An 18,382-nucleotide genomic window follows, 5' to 3' on the forward strand; every position below is an offset into this window, starting at 1 on the left:
CAGACCCTAGGCAAACAGCGTTAATGCAGGATTAGCGGGCCGGGATCGTTAGCGAGACGTTAACGTACCGGCGGCGGGTTGGTCTTTTGCTGTTTCGGCTGCTGTTTCGGCGCTGGTGGCGGGACATTCACCCGCTGCAAATCGCCCGGCGGCGTCGCCTTGTCGGGCGAAAGCCCGCGTGCCAGTTCGATCGTCAGACGCTGCGCCGGCTCCACCGACATGACCGCGAGCACGTCGGCAAGTTTCGCGGGCTTCATGGCGCGCGCAACCTCGACCAGCACCTTCATGTCGAGCTTGTCGAAGATGCGCGCGGCATCCTTCGGCTTCATGCCCTCGTACATAATGACGAGGTTTTTCATTTTGGCTTCGGTATCCGCGGGCTTTTCGTTGCCCGCGGCTTCAAGCATCTTGAGTTCGTTCAGCTTCGCTTCGAGCCGCTGCTCCGCCTCTTTCAGCAGGTTCTCGCGCAATTCCAGATCGCGCGTCTTGGCGTCGAGTTCCTCGCGGCGCTGCTGCAAACGCTCCAGCAGCGCGCGCTGCCCGGGCGAAGGATCGCCCGGCACGCCGACATGAATCCCCGGCGGGGTTTCCGGCGCCTTGGGCGGACCCGGCGGCGGATCTTGCGGGCCGTTCTTGGGTTCTTCCTTCTTCGTCTCCTTCGCCGGCATCGCGCTCGTATAATCGGGCGCGTTGTCGTTGGTCTGCATCGCCCGCGGCGGCTCGGTCGCAACCACCGTCAACGGCCGCGACAGGCGATCCCCGCCCGAAAAGATCGTCATCGCCTTGATCAGCAGTAGCGATGCCGCGGCGAAGATGACGACGGGGATAAGCCGGAGACGGGTCATTCCTTACCTTTGCCTTACGCGGCTTCGCCGGCCCGCAACCTCGCGCGCATGGCGAGCGCCTGCGCCGCCTGCGCGGTTTTCGCAGCCGAGCGCATCGGCGCGACATTCACGGGTTCCTGTTGTGGGGCTGCCGGCTGCATGCGCGCCGCTTCCGCCACATCCGCGATCTGCGCGATGCGTTGCAGCACTTCGTTTCCGCGCGCCATTTGTTCGTCCAGGCTTTGCGTCGTCTCGCGGGCCGTCCGTAAGCTTTCGCCGAGGGTATCGTTGGTCTCGCGCGCGATAGTGCGAAGATTGTTGATCGCGCGTTCCGCAAATTCGGTTGCGGTGATCAGTTCGCCGATCGTGCCGCGCATCGCGGACTCGTCGGAGCGCAGCCGGGCGAGACGCTTGTTCAGTACGATACAGTAACCGATCGTCAGTCCGAGCAGGATCGCGACCAGTCCTTCGATAATCAATCCGTAGAGATTGCCGCTCATGTTGCCTCCACCCGGCCCGACATCGTGCCGGCCTGTTCGAACATCGCCATCGTGGTACGCGAACGCCGCAGGGGTTTTGCGACCCTGACCGCGACTCGATCGCCGACACGGCCCATGCGCCCTTCGGAAAGCAGCGCGCCGCCGCAGCGAACCTTGACCAGCGTGTCCGGCCGGATGTCGAGCATCAGCGTATCGCCGACGTCGAGGTTCATCAGCTTCTTCAGCGGCAGCATGTCCTCATAAAGTACGGCGTCGACTTCGATCTGCGCGTGCCAGATTTCGGTGGCAAGGTGCGACTCCCAGATCGAGTCGCGCCCGAACTTGTCGCCCATGAAGTTCTGGAGCAGCGTCGTGCGGATCGGCTCGATCGAGGCATAGGGCAGCAGGATTTCGATGCAGCCGCCGCGATCTTCCATCTCGACGCGAAGCCGCACCAGAATTGCCGCGTTGGTCGGCCGCGAGATCGCCGCGAACTTCGGATTGGTCTCGACGCGGTCAATGGAGAACGACACCGGTGTCACCGGACTGAACGCCGCTTCCGCGTCGGTCAGCACCAGCTCCATCATGCGCCGCACAAGGCCGGTTTCGATGGTGGTGTACGGCCGCCCGTCGATATGGACCGCGTTGGTGCCGCGCCGTCCGCCGAGCAGCACGTCGATCATCGCATAGATCAGCGACGACTCGACCGTGAACAGGCCAAAGCTGTCCCACTCCTTCGCGCGCAATACACCGAGAATGGTGGGCAGCGGGATCGAGTTCAGGTATTCGCCGAAGCGAACTGAAGTGATGCGGTCGAGCGAGACCTCGACGTTATCGGAAGTGAAATTGCGGAGCGATGTCGTCATCAACCGGACCAGCCGGTCGAACACGATCTCCAGCATCGGCAGGCGTTCGTAGGAAACCGTCGCCGAGTCGATGATCGCGCGCAGGCCGTTCTGTTCGGCGAGATTCAGGTCGTCGAGGCGAAAACCGAGCAGGCTGTCGATTTCTTCCTGATTGAGCGCGCGCTCGGCGGCACCCGCGACCTCCACTTCCGAAGCAGCGGACTCGTCCACCATCTTTTCCCAGTTCGCAGCGACCGCGTCGTCGTCCGGTTTCTGCGATTTCGCCGGGGCTTTCGTTTCAGCCATACTGGCGCGCCTTCACTGGATCACCACTTCCTTGAACAGGACCTGGCGGATTTTCGCGGGCGCAATCGCGGCATTGATCCGGCGCAGCAATTCCTCGCGCAACCGATACAAGCCGGCAGAGCCTTCGAGATCCACCGCGCGCAGCTCGCGCATATGCACCTGGAAGGTATCGATCACGCGCGGCATCGATTTTTTCAGCGCTTCGGCGACATTGTTGTCGGCCATTTCCAGCGTGATCTTGACCCGGAGATATTGCGGCCGCTCGCTGGAAGCCGAGAGGTTCACCGTCATTTCGGGCAGGTCGTAGTAATAGCTTTTGACGACTTCCTGCTTTTCCGCCGGCTTGCCGCCGGTGAAGAAAAAGAAATATCCGGCGCCGAGCGCGGCGAGCAGAAGCACGCCGACGCCGATCATCATCAGCTTCTTTTTCGACTTGGCAGGCTTCGCGTTCCCGCCTTCCGGCAGGTCTTCCGCATCCGCGGCGGCGGTATTCGCCATGATCGGCTCCCCTCGCAGGCCGCTCCCCAGGCCCGTTTCGTCGAGGAAAACCTAGGGTTGGTATGGTTAACGAATTCCTAAAGGGGGCATTTTTTGCCGGGTCGAAACTGCCGCCGGGCAGCCCCTCCAGCCTCGCAATTTTCCTAAGCCTTTAGAAAATAACGGAGAACGCCTCTGGCACGGCTCCTGCCAAGAACACCCCGGATCGCCCCCGCTGGGGAGCGTTTTGCGGGTGGTCCGATTTGGGGAGCAGGCTATGGAAAATGCGCTTCTGGTAGGTCTTTCGCGGCAGGTTGCACTTCGGCGCGAGCTGGACGTGATCGCCAACAACATCGCGAACATCAACACCACCGGCTTCAAGTCGGAGTCGATGATGTTCGAGCAGTTTCTCGACCCCACCGCGCGCCACGAGATGTTCCCGGTCAACGACCGCCGGATTAATTTCGTGCTCGACCGCGCGACATTGCAGGACTTCAGCCAAGGCCCCCTGCAACGCACGGAAGCGCCGCTTGATCTTGCAATCAACGGCCCCGGCTTCTTCGCCGTGCAGACCGCGAACGGCGAGCGGTACACCCGTGGCGGCAATTTCCACCTCAACACGCAGGGTCAGCTCGTTAACGCATCCGGCAACCCGGTGCTTGGCGCGAGCGGACCCATCGTCTTCGAGCCTACCGACACCGGCATCACGATTGCCGCCGACGGCACGGTCTCCGCGACCAACGCGCTCGGCCAGGTCGGCGAACGCGGGAAAATCCGTCTCGTAAATTTCGATAACCCCGCCCGTCTTGTGCAGGAAGGCCATGGCCTCTGGGGAGCGGGCGCGAACAATACGCCGCTGGTCGCCGATGTCAGCACGCGCGTCGTGCAAGGCGCGCTCGAAAAATCCAACGTCGTCGCGGTGCGCGAAATGAACCGCATGATCGAAGTCACGCGCGCCTACTCCACCATCACCGCCATGCAGCAGCGTACCGACGAGCTTCGCCGCAAGGCGATCGAAAAGCTCGCTGAAGCGTAAGCCGGGAGAACCAAACCATGCGCGCACTCTATACCGCCGCCACCGGCATGATGGCCCAGGAACTCAACGTCGAGGTCATCTCGAACAACATCGCGAACATGCGCACGACGGGCTTCAAGAAGCAGCGTGCCGAGTTTCAGGATCTGATCTACCAGAACCTGCGCCGCGTCGGCACCAACTCGTCCGATCAGGGCACGCGTCTGCCTGCGGGCGTGGACATCGGCGGAGGCGTAAAGGTCGTCGGCACGCCGCGCATCATGAGTCAGGGCAACCTTGCCGCATCCGAACGCGACCTCGACGTCGCAATACGCGGCGAAGGCTTCTTCCGGATTCAATTGCCCGACGGCCGCATCGCCTATACCCGCGCCGGCTCGTTCGAGCGCGACGATCAGGGCCGCATCGTTACGCCGGAAGGCTATCTGCTCGATCCGCAGATGACCATTCCGGCGAACGCAACCGGCGTCACCATCAACCAGCAGGGCCAGGTTTCGGTAACGCTGCCGAACCAGACCAACCCGACCGAAATCGGACAGATTCAGCTTGCGCGTTTCGTGAACCGCTCCGGCCTGCAGCCGGTCGGCGACAACCTTTATCTGGAAACCGCATCGAGCGGCACGCCGCAGCTCAACAATCCCGGTACCGACGGCACCGGCACGTTGCTGCACAAGCAGCTGGAAACCGCGAACGTAAACGCAGTCACGGAAATCTCGGACCTGATCGCTGCGCAACGCGCCTACTCCATGAACGCGAAGGTGGTCTCGGCAGCGGACGAAATGCTGCAAGCCACCGCGAACATGCTGCGCTGAGGATGATCGCCATGAACCAGATCAAACAAATTCTGGCGCTTACCCTCGCGGCGATCGTCGTCATCTGGGCGCTCGCTTCCGGTGCGCGCGCGCAAGGCGTGCCTACGCTGAAGTCCGAAACCATCGTGCAGGGCGATCTCGTAAAGATCGGCGACATTCTCGACAATGCCGGCTCCTTCGCCGCGATCCCGATTTTCCGTGCGCCCGAACTCGGCGCCAACGGTACTATCCAGACCCATCGTGTGATCGAAGCGCTCCGCAGCCAGGGCATGCTGGTGTTCGACACCAAGGGTCTTTCCGAAGTGCTCGTGACGCGTGCGAGCCGTTCCGTGTCGCTGAATGATCTCGGCCGCGCAGTCGCCGAAGCCGCGGTGAAACGCTATGAACTCTCCAGTGCGCAGGATATTTCGGTCACCTTCGACAACCACATGAAGGCGCTGAATGTCGAACCGAACCTGACCGAAGCGCCGCGCGTCTTCAACATCGTGTTCGATCCGAACAGCAACCGCTTCGAAGCGCTGGTCGACATGCCGGGTTCGCTACATCTGCGCCGCAACCCGGTACGCCTCACCGGCACGCTGGTCGAAACGGTCGAAGTCGTCACCATCGCGCGTGCCATCAACCGCGGCGAAACCATCCGCGAAAGCGATCTCGTGGTCGAGCGTGTCGCTCGCGCGCAGGTCGGCTCCGACGCACTGACGCGTATCGAACTCGTTGCCAATCAGGCCGCGCGCAAATCGCTGCGTACCGGACAGACCGTGCGCGCCGCCGACCTGATGAAGCCGCAGATCGTCAACCGCGACGATACCGTCACCATTGTATTCCGCACCGGGGGCGTCGTGCTGACCGCGCGCGGCAAGGCACAGTCCAACGGCACCGAAGGCGAAATGATCTCCGTTCTCAACCCGCAATCGAAGCGGGTCATTCAGGCCACCGTTACCGGCCCCGGCATTGTCACCGTCGGCGACATCAATCCGATCAACACCGCGGCGATCAACGGCAACCGTTGAGTCGATACAAGCGTAGCATGAGGCAGAAGATGAAAATGTTTCGAGTGATCCGTGGCGCGGCCGCGTTGACGCTTGCCGGCTCGCTGCTCGGCGGATGTGCGAATATCGACCGCATCGCCAACATGGGTCAGCAGCCGCCGCTCAGCCCGGTGAACAATCCGACCACGACGCCGAACTACCGTCCGGTTTCGATGCCGATGCCGGAGTTGCAGCCGGTCGCCTACAGCCCTAACTCGCTTTGGCGCAACGGCAGCCGCGCGTTCTTCAAGGACCAGCGCGCGCACCAGGTCGGCGATATCCTGACCATCAAGGTCAAGATTCAGGACAAGGCCGAGATCGACAACGAGACCAAGCGTTCGCGCAATACCAAAGAAGATTCCGGCATCGACAATCTGTTTGGCCTCATGAAAATTCCTTTCACCAAACAGGCCATCCCGAACCGCCTGCTGACGGCAGACTCGACGACGCAAACCGACGGCAAAGGCTCGGTGAACCGGCAGGAAGCGCTGCTCACCAACGTCGCCGCAGTCGTCACGCAGGTTTTGCCGAACGGCAACCTCGTGATCGAGGGCAAGCAGGAAGTGCGCGTCAACTTCGAGATGCGCGAACTGATCGTCGCAGGCATCGTGCGGCCGGAAGACATCGAAGCCGACAACACGCTCGACTCGCAGAAGATCGCGCAAGCGCGCATCTCCTACGGTGGCCGTGGCCAGATCACCGATGTGCAGCAACCGCGATGGGGCCATCAGATCTTCGACGCGATCCTGCCCTTCTAGTTTTGCCGCCCGTTCCGGTTTTGTAAGCGCGCCGCTCCCAGCTCCCCCTGAAGGCGCGCGGAGTACGCCGGCCCAGCTCCCCTTGGCTGGCGATCTGACGGCCCCCGCACTCCCCCGCGGGGGCCGTCTTCCTTTTTGATCTGTGCTACTGTGCGGAAAATACATTCTCCGGGAGAAAATGAATTGCTGAACCGCCGCACCCTGCTTGCCGGAATGGCTGCGACGACGATTGCGCCGCGAACTTCGCGCGCGCAGAACCTGCGGGACGCGACGGGACGTGAGTTGAAAATTCCCGCGAGCGTGAAGCGCGTATTCCCTGCCGGGCCACCGGCAGCGATCATGCTCTATTCAGTCGCGCCGGAATTGCTGCTCGGCTGGCCGCGCGCGCTTCGCAAGGAAGAGGCAGAGTTTCTGCTCCCTGAAATTGCAAGCCGTCCGGAACTGGGGCGCATCACCGGACGCGGCAACACGGCAAATCTTGAGAGCGTACTGGCGCTCAAACCAGACATGATTCTCGACGTCGGCTCCACCAGCCAGACCTATGTTTCTCTGGCCGAACGCGTACAGGAGCAGACAGGAATTCCCTATGTACTGCTCGACGGGCGCTTCGACGCCATTCACACTTCGTACCGCACCCTAGGCGAACTGACCCGCCGCCGCGAAGACGCGAACGTGCGCGCCGATTACGCAGAAAAAACCTTCGAGAGCGTTCTGAAACGTATCGCCGATGTTCCGCAGGAAAAGCGTCCGAAAGTTTATTACGCCCGCAGCCCGCGCGGACTGGAGACGGGTCTTGGCGGCTCCATTAATGTCGAGTCGATTGAGATGATGGCGCAGAATGTCGCCGGAGCCACGCGCGGCGGCATGGCCAATGTTTCCATCGAGCAGGTGCTGCTCTGGAACCCGGACGCCATCGTCACCATCGAACCCGAATTCGCAAAGAACGTGAAAACCGATCCTGCGTGGGCGAACGTATCGGCCGTAAAAAACGGGCGCGTCTATCTTTCGCCGCACGTTCCCTTCGGCTGGGTAGACTTCCCGCCTTCGGTAAACCGTTTGATCGGCCTGTGGTGGCTCGGAAAGATTCTTTATCCGGAAAAATTCCCCGAAGACATCGCCGCGCTGGCTCGCGAATTTCACAAGCTGATCTATCATGTCACGCCCACCGAAGCGCAGATTGCGCGCGTGCTGAGCGGACAAGTCTGAGATCATGCGCCGCTCCGCCCTGCCCGGTCTTGCCCTTGCGATTGGTTGCGTGATCGCAGGCTTCGCAATCGCAATGCTTGTCGGGCGTTTTCCGATCTCGGTCGGCGACATATTCGGCGCGCTTTGGGGAAAAATCACCGGCACGGCGAGCGGCGTCGTTCCCGCCGCCGAAACCGTAATCCTGCAAGTACGCGGACCACGCGTGCTCGCCGCTTTCTTCGTTGGCGCGGCGTTGAGCGTAGCGGGCACCGCATTCCAGGGATTGTTTCGCAATCCACTGGTGTCGCCCGACATTCTCGGCGCGTCATCGGGTGCGGCCCTCGGCGCCGTACTCGGTATTTTCTTTTCGCTGAATGTATTCGCGATTCAGGGCTTCGCCTTCATCGGCGGATTGATCGCGGTCGCGGCGGTCTATCTGATCGGTTCGGCATTGCGCAGCCGCGACCCGATCCTCGTGCTGGTATTGACCGGCGTCGTGATCGGTTCGCTGCTGGGCGCTGGCGTCGGCCTCGTGAAATATCTCGCCGACCCGTACAACCAGTTACCCGCGATGACGTTCTGGTTGCTCGGCAGCCTCGCCGCTACCGGACCGAAAGATCTGTGGCCGCTGTTCGGACTGGTCGCGCTCGGCACACTGGTCTTGATCGTGTTGCGCCATCGCATGAATGTCATGACGCTTCCCGAAGAAGAAGCGCGCGCACTCGGAGTACCGACCGGCCCGCTGCGCATTGCCATCGTCGCGGCGGCGACGCTGGTCACGTCTGCGAGCGTCGCGACTGCCGGCATCATCGGCTGGGTCGGCCTTGTCGTGCCGCACATGGCGCGCTCGATTGCCGGGCCGGATTTCGCGCGCCTGTTGCCGGTCGCGGCGCTACTGGGCGGAAGTTTTCTACTCATCATCGACACGCTCGCGCGCACCATCGCACCCATCGAAGTGCCGCTCGGTATTCTCACCGCCGTCGTCGGCACGCCGTTCTTTATCTGGCTGCTTGCCTCTATGCAGCGGGATTGGGCATGACGCTCGCAGGGAAAAACCTGAGCATCGGCTACCCGCGCCATCTGGTGGGAAGCAACATCGGCGTTCATCTGAACGAAGGCGAAGCGCTCGCGCTGCTCGGCCCGAACGGCGGCGGCAAAACCACGTTGCTGAAGACCCTGCTCGGTTTGCTGCCGCCACTCGCGGGCAGCGTGACGTTGCGTGAAAAGCCCCTCGGCGAATTCTCCGCGCGCGAACGTGCGCGCATCATCGCCTATGTTCCGCAGGTTCATCACGGCACCTTCGCATTTCCGGTGGAAAGCGTGGTGCTGATGGGGCGCACCGCGCACGGCTCGATTTTCGCGCGTCCGTCCGCGAACGACCGCAAGATCGCGGCGCAAGCGATGGAGCGCTTCAATATTCTCCGGCTCGCGGAGCGTCCCTATACCGAAATCTCCGGCGGCGAGCGGCAGCTTGTATTGCTTGCGCGCGCGCTCGCACAGGAGCCACGCTTTGTCGTGCTGGACGAGCCGACTGCTGCACTTGACTTCGGCAATCAGGGAAAAGTTTTGCAGGAAATCCGCGCGCTGACTCAATCGGGACTGGGCGTCTTGTTCACGACGCATGATCCGAACCACGCCCTGCGCGCATCCGACCGCGCGTACCTGTTGCGCGACGGAGGCGTGATCGGCGGCGGCGATTCCGCCGCCATACTCACGCGCAAGAATCTCGAAAAGCTGTATGCCGCGCCGGTGGAAACGATTTCCGAGCAGAAACGCATCGCGTTCCTTCCCGGATAAACGCTGTTTCACTGGCAAATCCGGCTGTCACGGTTCCATTTTCGATTTGCAAACTGTCTGTTTACCTGCAGGCGCGAGTCTGCCCGCCTGTTCAATTTGCGGGGCGTATCATGGCCGGCGACGACGATAACAATGCCTATGTTTTCCGTTTTCTCGACCACCGCGACCATATGGTAGAGCGCGAAGTCGAGCAGTGCCTCGACGATGCCGACGCCAATACGCGCGGCAAACATCGCGCCGGTTTCCGCGCCATCGAGGTCTGGCAGGACGACCGTTTCGTCGGCCGTTGGGAAAAGACCGAAGCCTGATCTTCGCTTAGGCATGGAACTTGTTACGCCTCGGATCGTTCTGATGCCGTGGGAAATGGCACTGCGACAGCCGGGACGAGTTTGTGGGAGAAATCCCACTCCGGAATTCCATCCAAAAAACTGAACAAGGACATCCGCACCGAAGTTCTGGTCGTCGGTGCGGGCATCACCGGTTCGCTGGTCGCCGAAGCATTGACCGCAATCGGCCGTGAAGTGACGGTGATCGACCGTCACCCGCCCGGCGGCGGTTCTACGGCTGCAAGCACATCCTTGTTGCTGTTTGAAATCGACAAGCCGCTGGTCGTCCTCGGCGCACAGATCGGCCCGCAAAAGGCGGAGCGGGCTTGGCTGCGGTCCTACCGCGCGATGCGCTCCTTGACCGAAAAAATTCAGACCCTCGGCATCGACTGTGAATATGCCAGTCGAGACGCCTTGCTGCTTCCGGGCAAGGTGCTTGGCCCAGCCGGATTGCGACGCGAGTGCGAAGCACGAATTGCGCTTGGCTTTCCTTCGCGCGTGGCAGAGCGTGAAGAGCTGGTACGGGAATTCGGCATCGACCGCCCCTGCGCAATCATATCGGGCAATTCTGCGGAGTCGCATCCCGTGAAGATGTCGCTTGGTATTTTGCAGCACGCGATCGAAAGCGGCGCGAAACTATTCACACTGGTTGACGCGAAATCTCTTGAAACAAACAGGAAGCAAGCTGTCGTCACGACGGCATCCGGCATTCGAATTTCCGCGGATTACGTCGTACTCTGCTGCGGATTTGAATTACCCGGATTTCTCTCCGCGAAACGCCACCAGATCGTTTCAACCTGGGCCGCCGCTACGAGACCGCAGCCGGAAAACATCTGGCCGTCCCGCGCGCTGATCTGGGAAGCGGCCGATCCTTACGTCTACATTCGAACTACATTGGACGGCCGTGTCGTCATCGGCGGCGAAGACGAGTCGCACGACGACAACATGCGCCGGAAAAAACGCATGCCCGCCAAGATTGCCCGCTTCAGGAGCAAGCTAAAAAGACTGATGCCGCAGATCGCGTTCGAAGACGAAGACGTGGAATATTCATGGGCCGGCGCCTTCGGCGCTTCGGCAACCGGCTTGCCAGTGATCGGCAATGTACCGGGCATGCCGCGCGTCTGTGCCGTCCTTGGCTTCGGCGGCAATGGCACGACCTATGCACAAGTGGCCGCGGAAATGATCGCCAATGCATTGAGCGGAAAGCCCGAACCGGACATAGACCTGTTCGCGTTCGGCGAAAACGATTGAACGGAATTATGCGAAGTTGATGCAGCGCCATCTGTCCTTCGTACGGAACGAAGGATAGCATCTCGCGGTTCAACCGGGGCTTGCCATGTCCTATTACGACGAATCGCCGCCGCGCCGCGGATCGGGTTTTTTCTCCGCTTTCATCGGGAAAGTTATTTTACTTGCGCTGACGATTGCCGTCGTCTGGCTGCTTTACGGCTATCTCGTCGCTTATCATCTCGACATTCTTGGCCGTGCCTACTCCACGCTACAGCCTTTGACCAACGCACTGTATTCGCTGGTCGAGAATTATTTTCCCGACGACATCAAATATAAATTCCGCGCGGCGATCACTGACGATCTCGGCCAGCGCTCGCTGTTTCTGTTGCTGCTCGCTGCCGCCGTCGAACTCGTGCTTTACACCATCTTCCGCATGATCAAGTCGCTGTTCGTGCGCGGATAAGGTGCATCAATTCCAGCGCGGCTGGGCGATGACGATGAACAGGAAGAACAGCGCAAACAGCAGCGCAGGGATAGCCGCAACGAGCAGCACGGCGCAGGCCGCGCCGCGATAGCCTTTGGCGTTCAACAGCCATCCCGCGGCGGGAATACCCAGCGCCGCGGCGAGCAGCGCAATCCAGATTCCGATATTGAACGACGAGACAGTGCCGTCGGAAACGCCCCAGAAGAAAAAGAACAGGACAACCGCCGCGGCAAGCGCCGCAATTCCGAACAGGATCCGGAACAGCAAGCGTTACTCGTCGCGATAGACGCGCTCGCGGCGCTCGTGACGCTCCTGCGCCTCGATCGAGAGCGTTGCAATCGGCCGCGCATCGAGACGCTTCAGAGAGATCGGCTCGCCGGTCTCCACGCAATAGCCATAGGAGCCATCGTCGATACGCGCCAGTGCGGCGTCGATCTTTGAGATCAGCTTGCGTTGGCGGTCGCGCGCGCGCAGTTCGATCGCCCGGTCGGTCTCCGACGAAGCACGATCCGCGAGATCGGGATGATTGACGTTCTCTTCCTGCAAATGCAGCAGCGTTTCCTTCGCTTCGCGGAGGATGTCTTCGCGCCAACGCAACAGCTTCTGCCGGAAGTATTCCTGCTGCCGCTCGTTCATGAACGGCTCGTCATCGGTAGGACGATAGTTCTCGACCAACGCAACCATGGAACAATCCCCTGTACTGCTCCCGGCCTTCTGCAGCCGGTGTTCTTGCTTTCCTCGCCCCGAATTGCGCGGGCTTATAGCCATGTCGCCGCCCGGCAGCAATGGCCGGACGGGCGCGGAAATAGCAGTGGAAAATCACAAGGCCGTAACGTCCGGCAGCGGTCGTAAAGCCGGAATTTTGGCGCTTTCAGGCGGCTTTAGGCGTGCGCTTGGCCAGTTCTACCGCGACCCGAAGCCCGATCTCGTCGAGCACGGTGTCGAGACCGTCGACGCCGCTCCGCTCTGAAAGCGAATCGAGCATGGCCTTCAGCCGGCCGAGCGTTTCCGGCCGCAGGTCGTCTCCCAGCAGTTCCGCCTTCAGTTCGTCGAGCAGATCGAGCGCCGATTTGCCCCGGCTCGCAAAGCGACGGCGGCGCGCGAGCGGGTCTTCCACGCCCTGCAAGGCGAGCAGCGAGTCGAGACCGCCGATGGATGCGGCTGCACCGGCGGTCGCGGCCTTGCCGGCCGGGCCGGTTTCTTCGAGCGTGAACGTGCCCGCCGCACTTGCGCGGCGCGGCGCGCTGGCTGCACTGGTCTGATTGCTCTGGGTCGCGGAATTGATCCGCATGGCCTGCTCCGGCCGGAGAAATGTTCGTTGTTCCGGCCTGCTTACCCTCGCGCCGGTATGGTTAACGAGCGGTTAAGGACCGGGAAGTTCTTGCCGGGTGGGCGCGCCATTTCTGCCGCCCGGCAGTCGCCGCACGCGCGCGCAATAAGGAAAAGCGATTCCCTTCAAGACGTTAGCGAACAGCGCGCCTTGGCACGCGCTTCGCAAAGGACTCTCCGGTTTCACATCGACCCGCTGGGGAGCCCTGTCGATGCCTATGTTCAAACGTCTCGTGTTTCTTCTGGCGCTCGGCGCCGTCCTTGCAGGCGATGCCCTCGGCGCTTCGCGCATCAAGGACCTGACCGACGTCGAAGGCGTGCGCGAGAACCAGTTGATCGGTTACGGCCTCGTGGTCGGCCTGAACAACACCGGCGACAGCCTCAACAACTCGCCATTCACGAAGCAGAGCCTGCAGGCGATGCTGGAGCGTCTCGGCGTCAACATCCGTGGCGCGCAATTGCGCACCGGCAACGTTGCGGCCGTCATGGTGACCGCGAACTTGCGCGCTTTCTCCACGCAAGGCACGCGCCTCGACGTGGTGGTCTCTGCGCTCGGCGACGCGAAAAGCCTGCAAGGCGGTACGCTCCTCGTCACGCCGCTACTTGGCGCGGACGGCAATGTCTATGCAGTCGCGCAGGGCACAGTTGCGGTCGCGGGCTTCCAAGCCGAAGGCGACGCCGCCAAGATCATCCGCGGCGTACCGACGGTGGGCCGCATCTCGAACGGCGCGGTGGTCGAGCGCGAGATCGATTTCGCGCTAAACCGTATGACCACGGTGCGCCTGTCGCTGCGCAATCCCGACCTCACCACCGCGAAGCGGATCGCGGGCGCCATCAACGATTTCCTCGGCGGCCCGGTCGCCGAACTGGTCGATCGCGCGACCGTCGCCCTCACCGTTCCCGAAAAATACAAGGGCAACATCGTCTCGTTGCTGACCGAGATCGAACCGATCGTGATCGAACCAGATCAGCCGGCCAAGGTCGTGATCGACGAGCGCTCCGGCATCATCGTGATGGGACGTGACGTGCGCGTCTCCACGGTCGCCGTCGCGCAGGGCAATCTCACCGTCACGATCACCGAACAGCCGCAGGTCAGCCAGCCCAATCCCTTTGCGCGCGGCCAGACCCGTGTCGTTCCGCGCACCCACATTCAGGTGCAGGAGGACGGCCGCAAGCTCGGCGTCGTTAACGAAGGGGTAACACTTAAGGAACTGGTCGATGGCCTGAACGCGCTCGGCGTGGGACCGCGCGACCTGATCTCCATTCTGCAAGCCATCAAGGCATCCGGTGCCATCCAGGCCGAAATCGAGGTGATGTAATGGTCGCCCCCGTCATGGCCGCGCTGACCGCCGCAAGCGCAATCGGCGAAGCCGTCGAGAAGCTCTCGCCTACCGCGAACCGCAAGGTGAAAGACGTCTCCCAGCAGTTCGAGAGCGTTTTTTTAACCAACATGTTCGAAGAAATGTTCGCGGGGGTCCAGGAACAGGACGGCCCGCTGGGTGCCGGCCCCGCGCAGAGTGCGTGGCGCTCGATGCTCACCGAGGAATACGCGAAGTCGGTCTCCGCCAATGGCGGTATCGGCATCGCGGATCAGGTTCAGCGTGAACTCGTAGCCTTGCAGGAGCGTACCCGATGACCGACGACGTGAAGCGTATCTCACAGGCGATCAAGAGCCGGGATGATGCCGAAACCCTGCTGCGCCGGATCGGCGACTGCATGGTCCAGCTCGTCCAGATCTTCGAAAAGGAAACCAAGCTGGTCGAGGCCGGGAAACTGGCCAGCGCCGCCGAATTGACCCAGCAGAAAACCGACCTCGCCGCCGCCTATCTCCGCGAGATCGAACTGCTGAAGGGCAACGCCGGCTTCATCGGCCAGACCGTGCCGGTGCTGGTCGACGAACTGCGCCGTGCGCACCAGACCTTCCGCGAAATTCTCAGCCACAACCTGCGCGTGGTCGCGACCGCCCAATCGGTTGCCGAAGGGATCATGCGCGGCGCTTCGGAAGAGGCCGCCCGCAAGTCCGGGCCGCAGAGCTACGGCTCGAACGGCAAGGTTGCCGCCCCCGCCCGCGGCGGGCGCCCGGTGATGGTCAGCCGCGCGAGCTGACCTCCCCAATCACGTTCAAACCGACGCCTTCGGAACGCCGGTCGGAAACGACCGGCGTTAACTATTTAACGCTTCATTAACCACGAAAAACCGCGGTTTTCCTCACCCTCCGCCGGGGAAGTAACCTTTTATTAGGCACGTTTCTTTACGTTTCCTGACGAATAGTAACCGCGCGAACGCGTGGATTCGGACAGAAGCAAAAGGACCGATGCCATGGCCAATGATGTAACTCTCTCGAAGGGCGTAAGAGCAAATCTCCTTTCGCTGCAAACCACGGCCGAACTCATGGCGCGCACGCAGGAGCGTCTTTCCACCGGCAAGAAGGTCAACTCGGCACTCGACAACCCGGTGAACTTCTTCACCGCAGCCGGTCTTCATGCCCGCGCAAACGATCTCGGCACCCTGCTCGACTCGATCGGTAACGGCGTGCAGACACTCGCCGCCGCTGACAAGGGCATCTCGGCAATCTCGAAACTCGTGGAAAGCCTCAAGTCCACGGCGAAACAGGCGATCATTGCCGGTCAACCTACCGCTACCTATGCGCTGAACGTTGCCGGTACGGCGATCCCGGCCGACGACGCGGTTGCGACGGGTACCGTTGGCTCAATCACCGGCGCTTCGACGCTGCAATCGCTCGGCATCGCGAACGGCGAAACCATCACCATCTCCGACGGCACCAACACCGTGACCCATACGGTCGTGAACGCAACGACCGAAGACATCGACGATCTCATCACCACGCTGAACGGCGGCGCGGCCACCTGGACCGTAGCGGTCAACGGCTCGGGCCAGCTCGAAGTGACAGCCGGCAGCAATGCGGACACGCTGACGATCTCCGGCAACGGTGCCGATAGCGTTTTCGGCACAACCACCACGTCGAGCCTCGTCAACAGCGCAATCGGCGCACTCACCGGCACGATGACTGTCCAGCTCGGTGCCGGCGCGACGCAGACTCTGACCTTCGGTTCCGGCAACATCCAGACCCGCGCCCAGTTGACGGCCGCACTCGCCGGCCTCGGCATCCCCGGCCTGACGGCCTCGATCACCGGCAACGCGATCACCTTCGTGTCGACCAGCGACGATGCCCTGACCCTCGGCGGCACGGTCCTCCCGGCGCTCGGCATCACGGCCGGTTCGACCAATCCGACCGCAACCGTAACGACCCCTAACTCAACGCGCACCTCGTTGCAGTCCGACTACAACGAACTGCTCACGCAGATTACGCAGCTTGCCCGCGACGCTTCCTACAACGGTGTGAACCTGCTGAACGGCGACAACCTTGGCGTGATCTTCAACGAGGACGGCTCCAGCGCGCTGAACATCCAGGGCGTCGATTTCACTGCCGCTGGCCTTGGCCTGACACCGATTGCAGGCGACGGTTTCCAGATTCAGGCAAACGTACACGCCGCCATCGCCCAGCTCGACGCCGCGACTGCGACGCTCCGCGCGCAGGCGTCCGGATTCGGCTCGAACCTCTCGATCGTGCAGGCCAGACAGGACTTCACCAAGAACCTGATCAACGTGCTGGAGCTGGGCGGCGACAACCTGATCCTTGCCGACACCAACGAGGAAGGCGCCAATCTTCTGGCTCTGCAAACTCGCCAGTCACTCTCCACGACCTCGCTGTCGATGGCAGCGCAGGCGGACCAGAACGTGCTGCGCCTGTTCCAGTAACTTAACGGGACGTAAACCGGATAAACGCGGCGGGGCTTCGGCCCCGCCGTTTTTGTTTGCGCGCCCGCTCGCCGCAGAGCGGCAGCACAATTTAACCGCTCGTTAAGCAGCCCGCACCGCTTTCCAGAAGTAACGAGGCGTTAGGGCGCCCCGTGAGACAAACGCGGCCCCGGCTACCAGAACGGTGGCCGACTAGTAACGTGTAACTCCTAGGAAGGATTAGCTATGGCTAGCAATATCACTCTCTCGGCTGGCGTTCGCGCCAACCTGATGTCTCTGCAGTCGACGGCGGAAATGATGAACTCCGTCCAGCAGAAACTCGCGACCGGCAAGAAGGTCAACTCCGCTATCGACAATCCGGTGAACTTCTTCACCGCCGCTGGCCTCCAGGCCCGCGCCGGCGATCTGTCCACCCTGCTCGACAGCGTCAGCAACGCGGTGCAGACCATCAACGCTGCCGACAAGGGCATCTCGGCGATCACGAAACTCGTCGAAGCCGCCAAGTCGACGGCCAAGCAGGCACTGACTGCTTCGCTTCCGGCTTCCACGAGCACGCTGAGCGTCGCTGGTTCGGCGATTGCGGCTGACGACTCCGTTGCGACGGGTACCGTTGGCTCGATCACCGGCGCTTCGACGCTGCAATCGCTCGGTATCGCGAACGGTGAGACGATCACGATCTCCGACGGCACCAACACCGTTACCCACACGGTCGTCGACGCGTCGGCGGAAGACATCGACGACGTCATCACCACGCTGAACGGCGGCGCTGCCACCTGGACTGTTGCGGTCAACGGCTCGGGCCAGCTCGAAGCGACTGCCGGCAGCAATGCGGACACGCTGACGATCTCCGGCAACGGCGCCGACAGCGCTTTCGGCACCACCACCACGTCCAGCCTCGTCAACAGCGACATCGGCGCGCTCACCGGCACGCTGACGGTTCAGCTGGGTACCGGCACGGCGCAGACCCTCACGTTCGGTTCGGGCAACATTGAAACCCGCGCCGACCTGACGACTGCACTGAGCAGCCTCGGCATCACTGGCCTCACCGCCAACATCACGACGAACGCAATCACGTTCTCGTCGACCAACGGTGAAGCCCTGACGCTCGGCGGCACGGTTCTCCCGGCGCTCGGCCTCACGGCCGGCTCCACGAACGCGACCACCACGATCGGCACGCCGAACGCGACCCGCGCTTCGTTGCAGGCGGACTTCAACTCGCTGCTGACGCAGATCTCGCAGCTCGCTTCGGATGCTTCGTTCAACGGCGTGAACCTCCTGAACGGCGACAACCTCTCGGTCGTCTTCAACGAGAACGGCTCCAGCTCGCTGTCGATCAATGGTGTCACCTTCGACGCGGCAGGCCTCGGCCTGACCACGCAGGCTGGCGACGCCTTCCAGACCAACTCGACGATCAACGCTGTGATCACCTCGCTCGATACCGCCACGTCGACCCTGCGCACCCAGTCTTCGACCTTCGGTTCGAAGCTCTCGGTCGTGCAGACCCGTCAGGACTTCACCAAGAACCTGATCAACGTGCTGCAGATCGGCGCCGACAACCTGACGCTGGCCGACACCAACGAGGAAGGCGCGAACCTCCTCGCGCTGCAGACCCGTCAGTCGCTGTCCACCACGTCGCTGGCCATGGCCGCTCAGGCCGACCAGAACGTGCTGCGCCTCTTCGGCTAAGCCGGA

22 protein-coding genes are annotated in these 18,382 nt (G+C 62.1%); 15 read left to right on the forward strand and 7 right to left on the reverse strand.

Annotated features, from left to right (window positions below):
* Nucleotides 1-59: 59 nt before the first annotated feature.
* The 4 genes from KF794_09655 to KF794_09670 are packed head-to-tail and all read right to left on the reverse strand — an operon-like array spanning nt 60 to nt 2,952.
* Entirely contained in the window at nt 60-845 is a 786-nt protein-coding gene (locus KF794_09655) for a flagellar protein FlbB (protein ID QYK44058.1), read from the reverse strand.
* Nucleotides 846-859: 14 nt separating this feature from the next.
* Complete coding sequence (locus tag KF794_09660) at nt 860-1,324, reverse strand: chemotaxis protein (protein QYK44059.1); 465 nt, start codon at nt 1,322-1,324, stop codon at nt 860-862.
* On the reverse strand, nt 1,321-2,454 hold the full coding sequence (gene fliM, locus KF794_09665) for a flagellar motor switch protein FliM (protein ID QYK44060.1): 1,134 nt from the start codon (nt 2,452-2,454) through the stop codon (nt 1,321-1,323). The genes KF794_09660 and fliM overlap by 4 nt, the downstream gene beginning before the upstream one ends.
* A gap of 12 nt (nt 2,455-2,466) precedes the next feature.
* Nucleotides 2,467-2,952, reverse strand: a complete 486-nt coding sequence (locus tag KF794_09670; protein QYK44061.1) for a flagellar basal body-associated FliL family protein — start codon at nt 2,950-2,952, stop codon at nt 2,467-2,469.
* Between the two features lie 256 nt (nt 2,953-3,208).
* Here KF794_09670 and flgF point away from each other — a divergent pair, with 256 nt between their 5' ends.
* The 10 genes from flgF (at nt 3,209) to KF794_09720 (ending at nt 11,560) form a co-directional block, all read left to right on the forward strand.
* The gene (gene flgF, locus KF794_09675; protein ID QYK44062.1) at nt 3,209-3,967 is read left to right on the forward strand and encodes a flagellar basal-body rod protein FlgF; all 759 of its coding nucleotides are present in this window, start codon (nt 3,209-3,211) and stop codon (nt 3,965-3,967) included.
* Nucleotides 3,968-3,984: 17 nt separating this feature from the next.
* Nucleotides 3,985-4,773, forward strand: coding sequence for a flagellar basal-body rod protein FlgG (gene flgG, locus KF794_09680; GenBank protein ID QYK44063.1), 789 nt, complete (start codon nt 3,985-3,987; stop codon nt 4,771-4,773).
* An 11-nt stretch (nt 4,774-4,784) separates the two neighbouring features.
* Nucleotides 4,785-5,783, forward strand: coding sequence for a flagellar basal body P-ring formation protein FlgA (gene flgA, locus KF794_09685; GenBank protein QYK44064.1), 999 nt, complete (start codon nt 4,785-4,787; stop codon nt 5,781-5,783).
* Nucleotides 5,784-5,800: 17 nt separating this feature from the next.
* Nucleotides 5,801-6,559, forward strand: coding sequence for a flagellar basal body L-ring protein FlgH (locus KF794_09690; protein ID QYK44065.1), 759 nt, complete (start codon nt 5,801-5,803; stop codon nt 6,557-6,559).
* A 183-nt stretch (nt 6,560-6,742) separates the two neighbouring features.
* A complete protein-coding gene (locus tag KF794_09695) occupies nt 6,743-7,765 on the forward strand; it encodes an iron ABC transporter substrate-binding protein (GenBank protein QYK44066.1) in 1,023 nt (340 codons plus the stop codon).
* Between the two features lie 4 nt (nt 7,766-7,769).
* Entirely contained in the window at nt 7,770-8,783 is a 1,014-nt protein-coding gene (locus KF794_09700; GenBank protein QYK44067.1) for an iron ABC transporter permease, read from the forward strand.
* Complete coding sequence (locus tag KF794_09705; protein ID QYK44068.1) at nt 8,780-9,541, forward strand: ABC transporter ATP-binding protein; 762 nt, start codon at nt 8,780-8,782, stop codon at nt 9,539-9,541. Before KF794_09700 ends, KF794_09705 begins: the two co-directional genes overlap by 4 nt.
* 110 nt (nt 9,542-9,651) lie before the next feature.
* Complete coding sequence (locus KF794_09710) at nt 9,652-9,849, forward strand: hypothetical protein (GenBank protein QYK44069.1); 198 nt, start codon at nt 9,652-9,654, stop codon at nt 9,847-9,849.
* A gap of 81 nt (nt 9,850-9,930) precedes the next feature.
* A complete protein-coding gene (locus KF794_09715) occupies nt 9,931-11,118 on the forward strand; it encodes an FAD-binding oxidoreductase (protein ID QYK44070.1) in 1,188 nt (395 codons plus the stop codon).
* Nucleotides 11,119-11,203: 85 nt separating this feature from the next.
* Nucleotides 11,204-11,560, forward strand: a complete 357-nt coding sequence (locus KF794_09720; GenBank protein QYK44071.1) for a hypothetical protein — start codon at nt 11,204-11,206, stop codon at nt 11,558-11,560.
* 6 nt (nt 11,561-11,566) lie between these two features.
* Here KF794_09720 and KF794_09725 read toward each other — a convergent pair whose 3' ends face one another.
* The 3 genes from KF794_09725 to fliX all read right to left on the reverse strand — a co-directional run bounded on the left by KF794_09725 (nt 11,567) and on the right by fliX (nt 12,872).
* A complete protein-coding gene (locus KF794_09725) occupies nt 11,567-11,848 on the reverse strand; it encodes a hypothetical protein (GenBank protein QYK44072.1) in 282 nt (93 codons plus the stop codon).
* A gap of 3 nt (nt 11,849-11,851) precedes the next feature.
* Nucleotides 11,852-12,265 (reverse strand): RNA polymerase-binding protein DksA, encoded by a 414-nt coding sequence (dksA, locus tag KF794_09730; protein ID QYK44073.1) that lies wholly within the window; start codon nt 12,263-12,265, stop codon nt 11,852-11,854.
* 187 nt (nt 12,266-12,452) lie between these two features.
* Nucleotides 12,453-12,872, reverse strand: a complete 420-nt coding sequence (gene fliX, locus KF794_09735) for a flagellar assembly regulator FliX (protein QYK44074.1) — start codon at nt 12,870-12,872, stop codon at nt 12,453-12,455.
* 250 nt (nt 12,873-13,122) lie between these two features.
* Between fliX and KF794_09740 the strand changes: the two genes are divergently transcribed.
* The 5 genes from KF794_09740 (at nt 13,123) to KF794_09760 (ending at nt 18,376) form a co-directional block, all read left to right on the forward strand.
* Entirely contained in the window at nt 13,123-14,229 is a 1,107-nt protein-coding gene (locus tag KF794_09740) for a flagellar basal body P-ring protein FlgI (GenBank protein ID QYK44075.1), read from the forward strand.
* On the forward strand, nt 14,229-14,546 hold the full coding sequence (locus KF794_09745) for a rod-binding protein (GenBank protein ID QYK44076.1): 318 nt from the start codon (nt 14,229-14,231) through the stop codon (nt 14,544-14,546). The genes KF794_09740 and KF794_09745 overlap by 1 nt, the downstream gene beginning before the upstream one ends.
* Nucleotides 14,543-15,016, forward strand: coding sequence for a hypothetical protein (locus tag KF794_09750; protein QYK44077.1), 474 nt, complete (start codon nt 14,543-14,545; stop codon nt 15,014-15,016). Before KF794_09745 ends, KF794_09750 begins: the two co-directional genes overlap by 4 nt.
* 213 nt (nt 15,017-15,229) lie before the next feature.
* Entirely contained in the window at nt 15,230-16,690 is a 1,461-nt protein-coding gene (locus tag KF794_09755; GenBank protein QYK44078.1) for a flagellar protein, read from the forward strand.
* 225 nt (nt 16,691-16,915) lie between these two features.
* Nucleotides 16,916-18,376: a flagellar protein gene (locus KF794_09760; GenBank protein ID QYK44079.1), complete on the forward strand. Its 1,461-nt coding sequence runs from the start codon at nt 16,916-16,918 to the stop codon at nt 18,374-18,376.
* The last annotated feature ends 6 nt before the right edge of the window (nt 18,377-18,382 follow it).

The sequence above is a fragment of the Xanthobacteraceae bacterium genome (genome assembly GCA_019454205.1).
In the GTDB taxonomy this organism is placed as follows: Bacteria; Pseudomonadota; Alphaproteobacteria; order Rhizobiales; family Xanthobacteraceae.

Bases quoted from the DNA above. Each gene is read 5' to 3' on its own strand.
- flgF (QYK44062.1), top strand. From the start codon at position 3,209: ATGGAAAATGCGCTTCTGGTAGGTCTTTCGCGGCAGGTTGCACTTCGG.
- flgG (QYK44063.1), top strand. From the start codon at position 3,985: ATGCGCGCACTCTATACCGCCGCCACCGGCATGATGGCCCAGGAACTC.
- KF794_09700 (QYK44067.1), top strand. From the start codon at position 7,770: ATGCGCCGCTCCGCCCTGCCCGGTCTTGCCCTTGCGATTGGTTGCGTG.
- dksA (QYK44073.1), bottom strand. From the start codon at position 12,265: ATGGTTGCGTTGGTCGAGAACTATCGTCCTACCGATGACGAGCCGTTC.
- fliX (QYK44074.1), bottom strand. From the start codon at position 12,872: ATGCGGATCAATTCCGCGACCCAGAGCAATCAGACCAGTGCAGCCAGC.
- KF794_09670 (QYK44061.1), bottom strand. From the start codon at position 2,952: ATGGCGAATACCGCCGCCGCGGATGCGGAAGACCTGCCGGAAGGCGGG.
- fliM (QYK44060.1), bottom strand. From the start codon at position 2,454: ATGGCTGAAACGAAAGCCCCGGCGAAATCGCAGAAACCGGACGACGAC.
- KF794_09710 (QYK44069.1), top strand. From the start codon at position 9,652: ATGGCCGGCGACGACGATAACAATGCCTATGTTTTCCGTTTTCTCGAC.
- KF794_09720 (QYK44071.1), top strand. From the start codon at position 11,204: ATGTCCTATTACGACGAATCGCCGCCGCGCCGCGGATCGGGTTTTTTC.
- KF794_09655 (QYK44058.1), bottom strand. From the start codon at position 845: ATGACCCGTCTCCGGCTTATCCCCGTCGTCATCTTCGCCGCGGCATCG.
- KF794_09755 (QYK44078.1), top strand. From the start codon at position 15,230: ATGGCCAATGATGTAACTCTCTCGAAGGGCGTAAGAGCAAATCTCCTT.
- KF794_09760 (QYK44079.1), top strand. From the start codon at position 16,916: ATGGCTAGCAATATCACTCTCTCGGCTGGCGTTCGCGCCAACCTGATG.
- KF794_09750 (QYK44077.1), top strand. From the start codon at position 14,543: ATGACCGACGACGTGAAGCGTATCTCACAGGCGATCAAGAGCCGGGAT.
- KF794_09745 (QYK44076.1), top strand. From the start codon at position 14,229: ATGGTCGCCCCCGTCATGGCCGCGCTGACCGCCGCAAGCGCAATCGGC.
- KF794_09705 (QYK44068.1), top strand. From the start codon at position 8,780: ATGACGCTCGCAGGGAAAAACCTGAGCATCGGCTACCCGCGCCATCTG.
- flgA (QYK44064.1), top strand. From the start codon at position 4,785: ATGAACCAGATCAAACAAATTCTGGCGCTTACCCTCGCGGCGATCGTC.
- KF794_09660 (QYK44059.1), bottom strand. From the start codon at position 1,324: ATGAGCGGCAATCTCTACGGATTGATTATCGAAGGACTGGTCGCGATC.
- KF794_09690 (QYK44065.1), top strand. From the start codon at position 5,801: ATGAGGCAGAAGATGAAAATGTTTCGAGTGATCCGTGGCGCGGCCGCG.
- KF794_09740 (QYK44075.1), top strand. From the start codon at position 13,123: ATGCCTATGTTCAAACGTCTCGTGTTTCTTCTGGCGCTCGGCGCCGTC.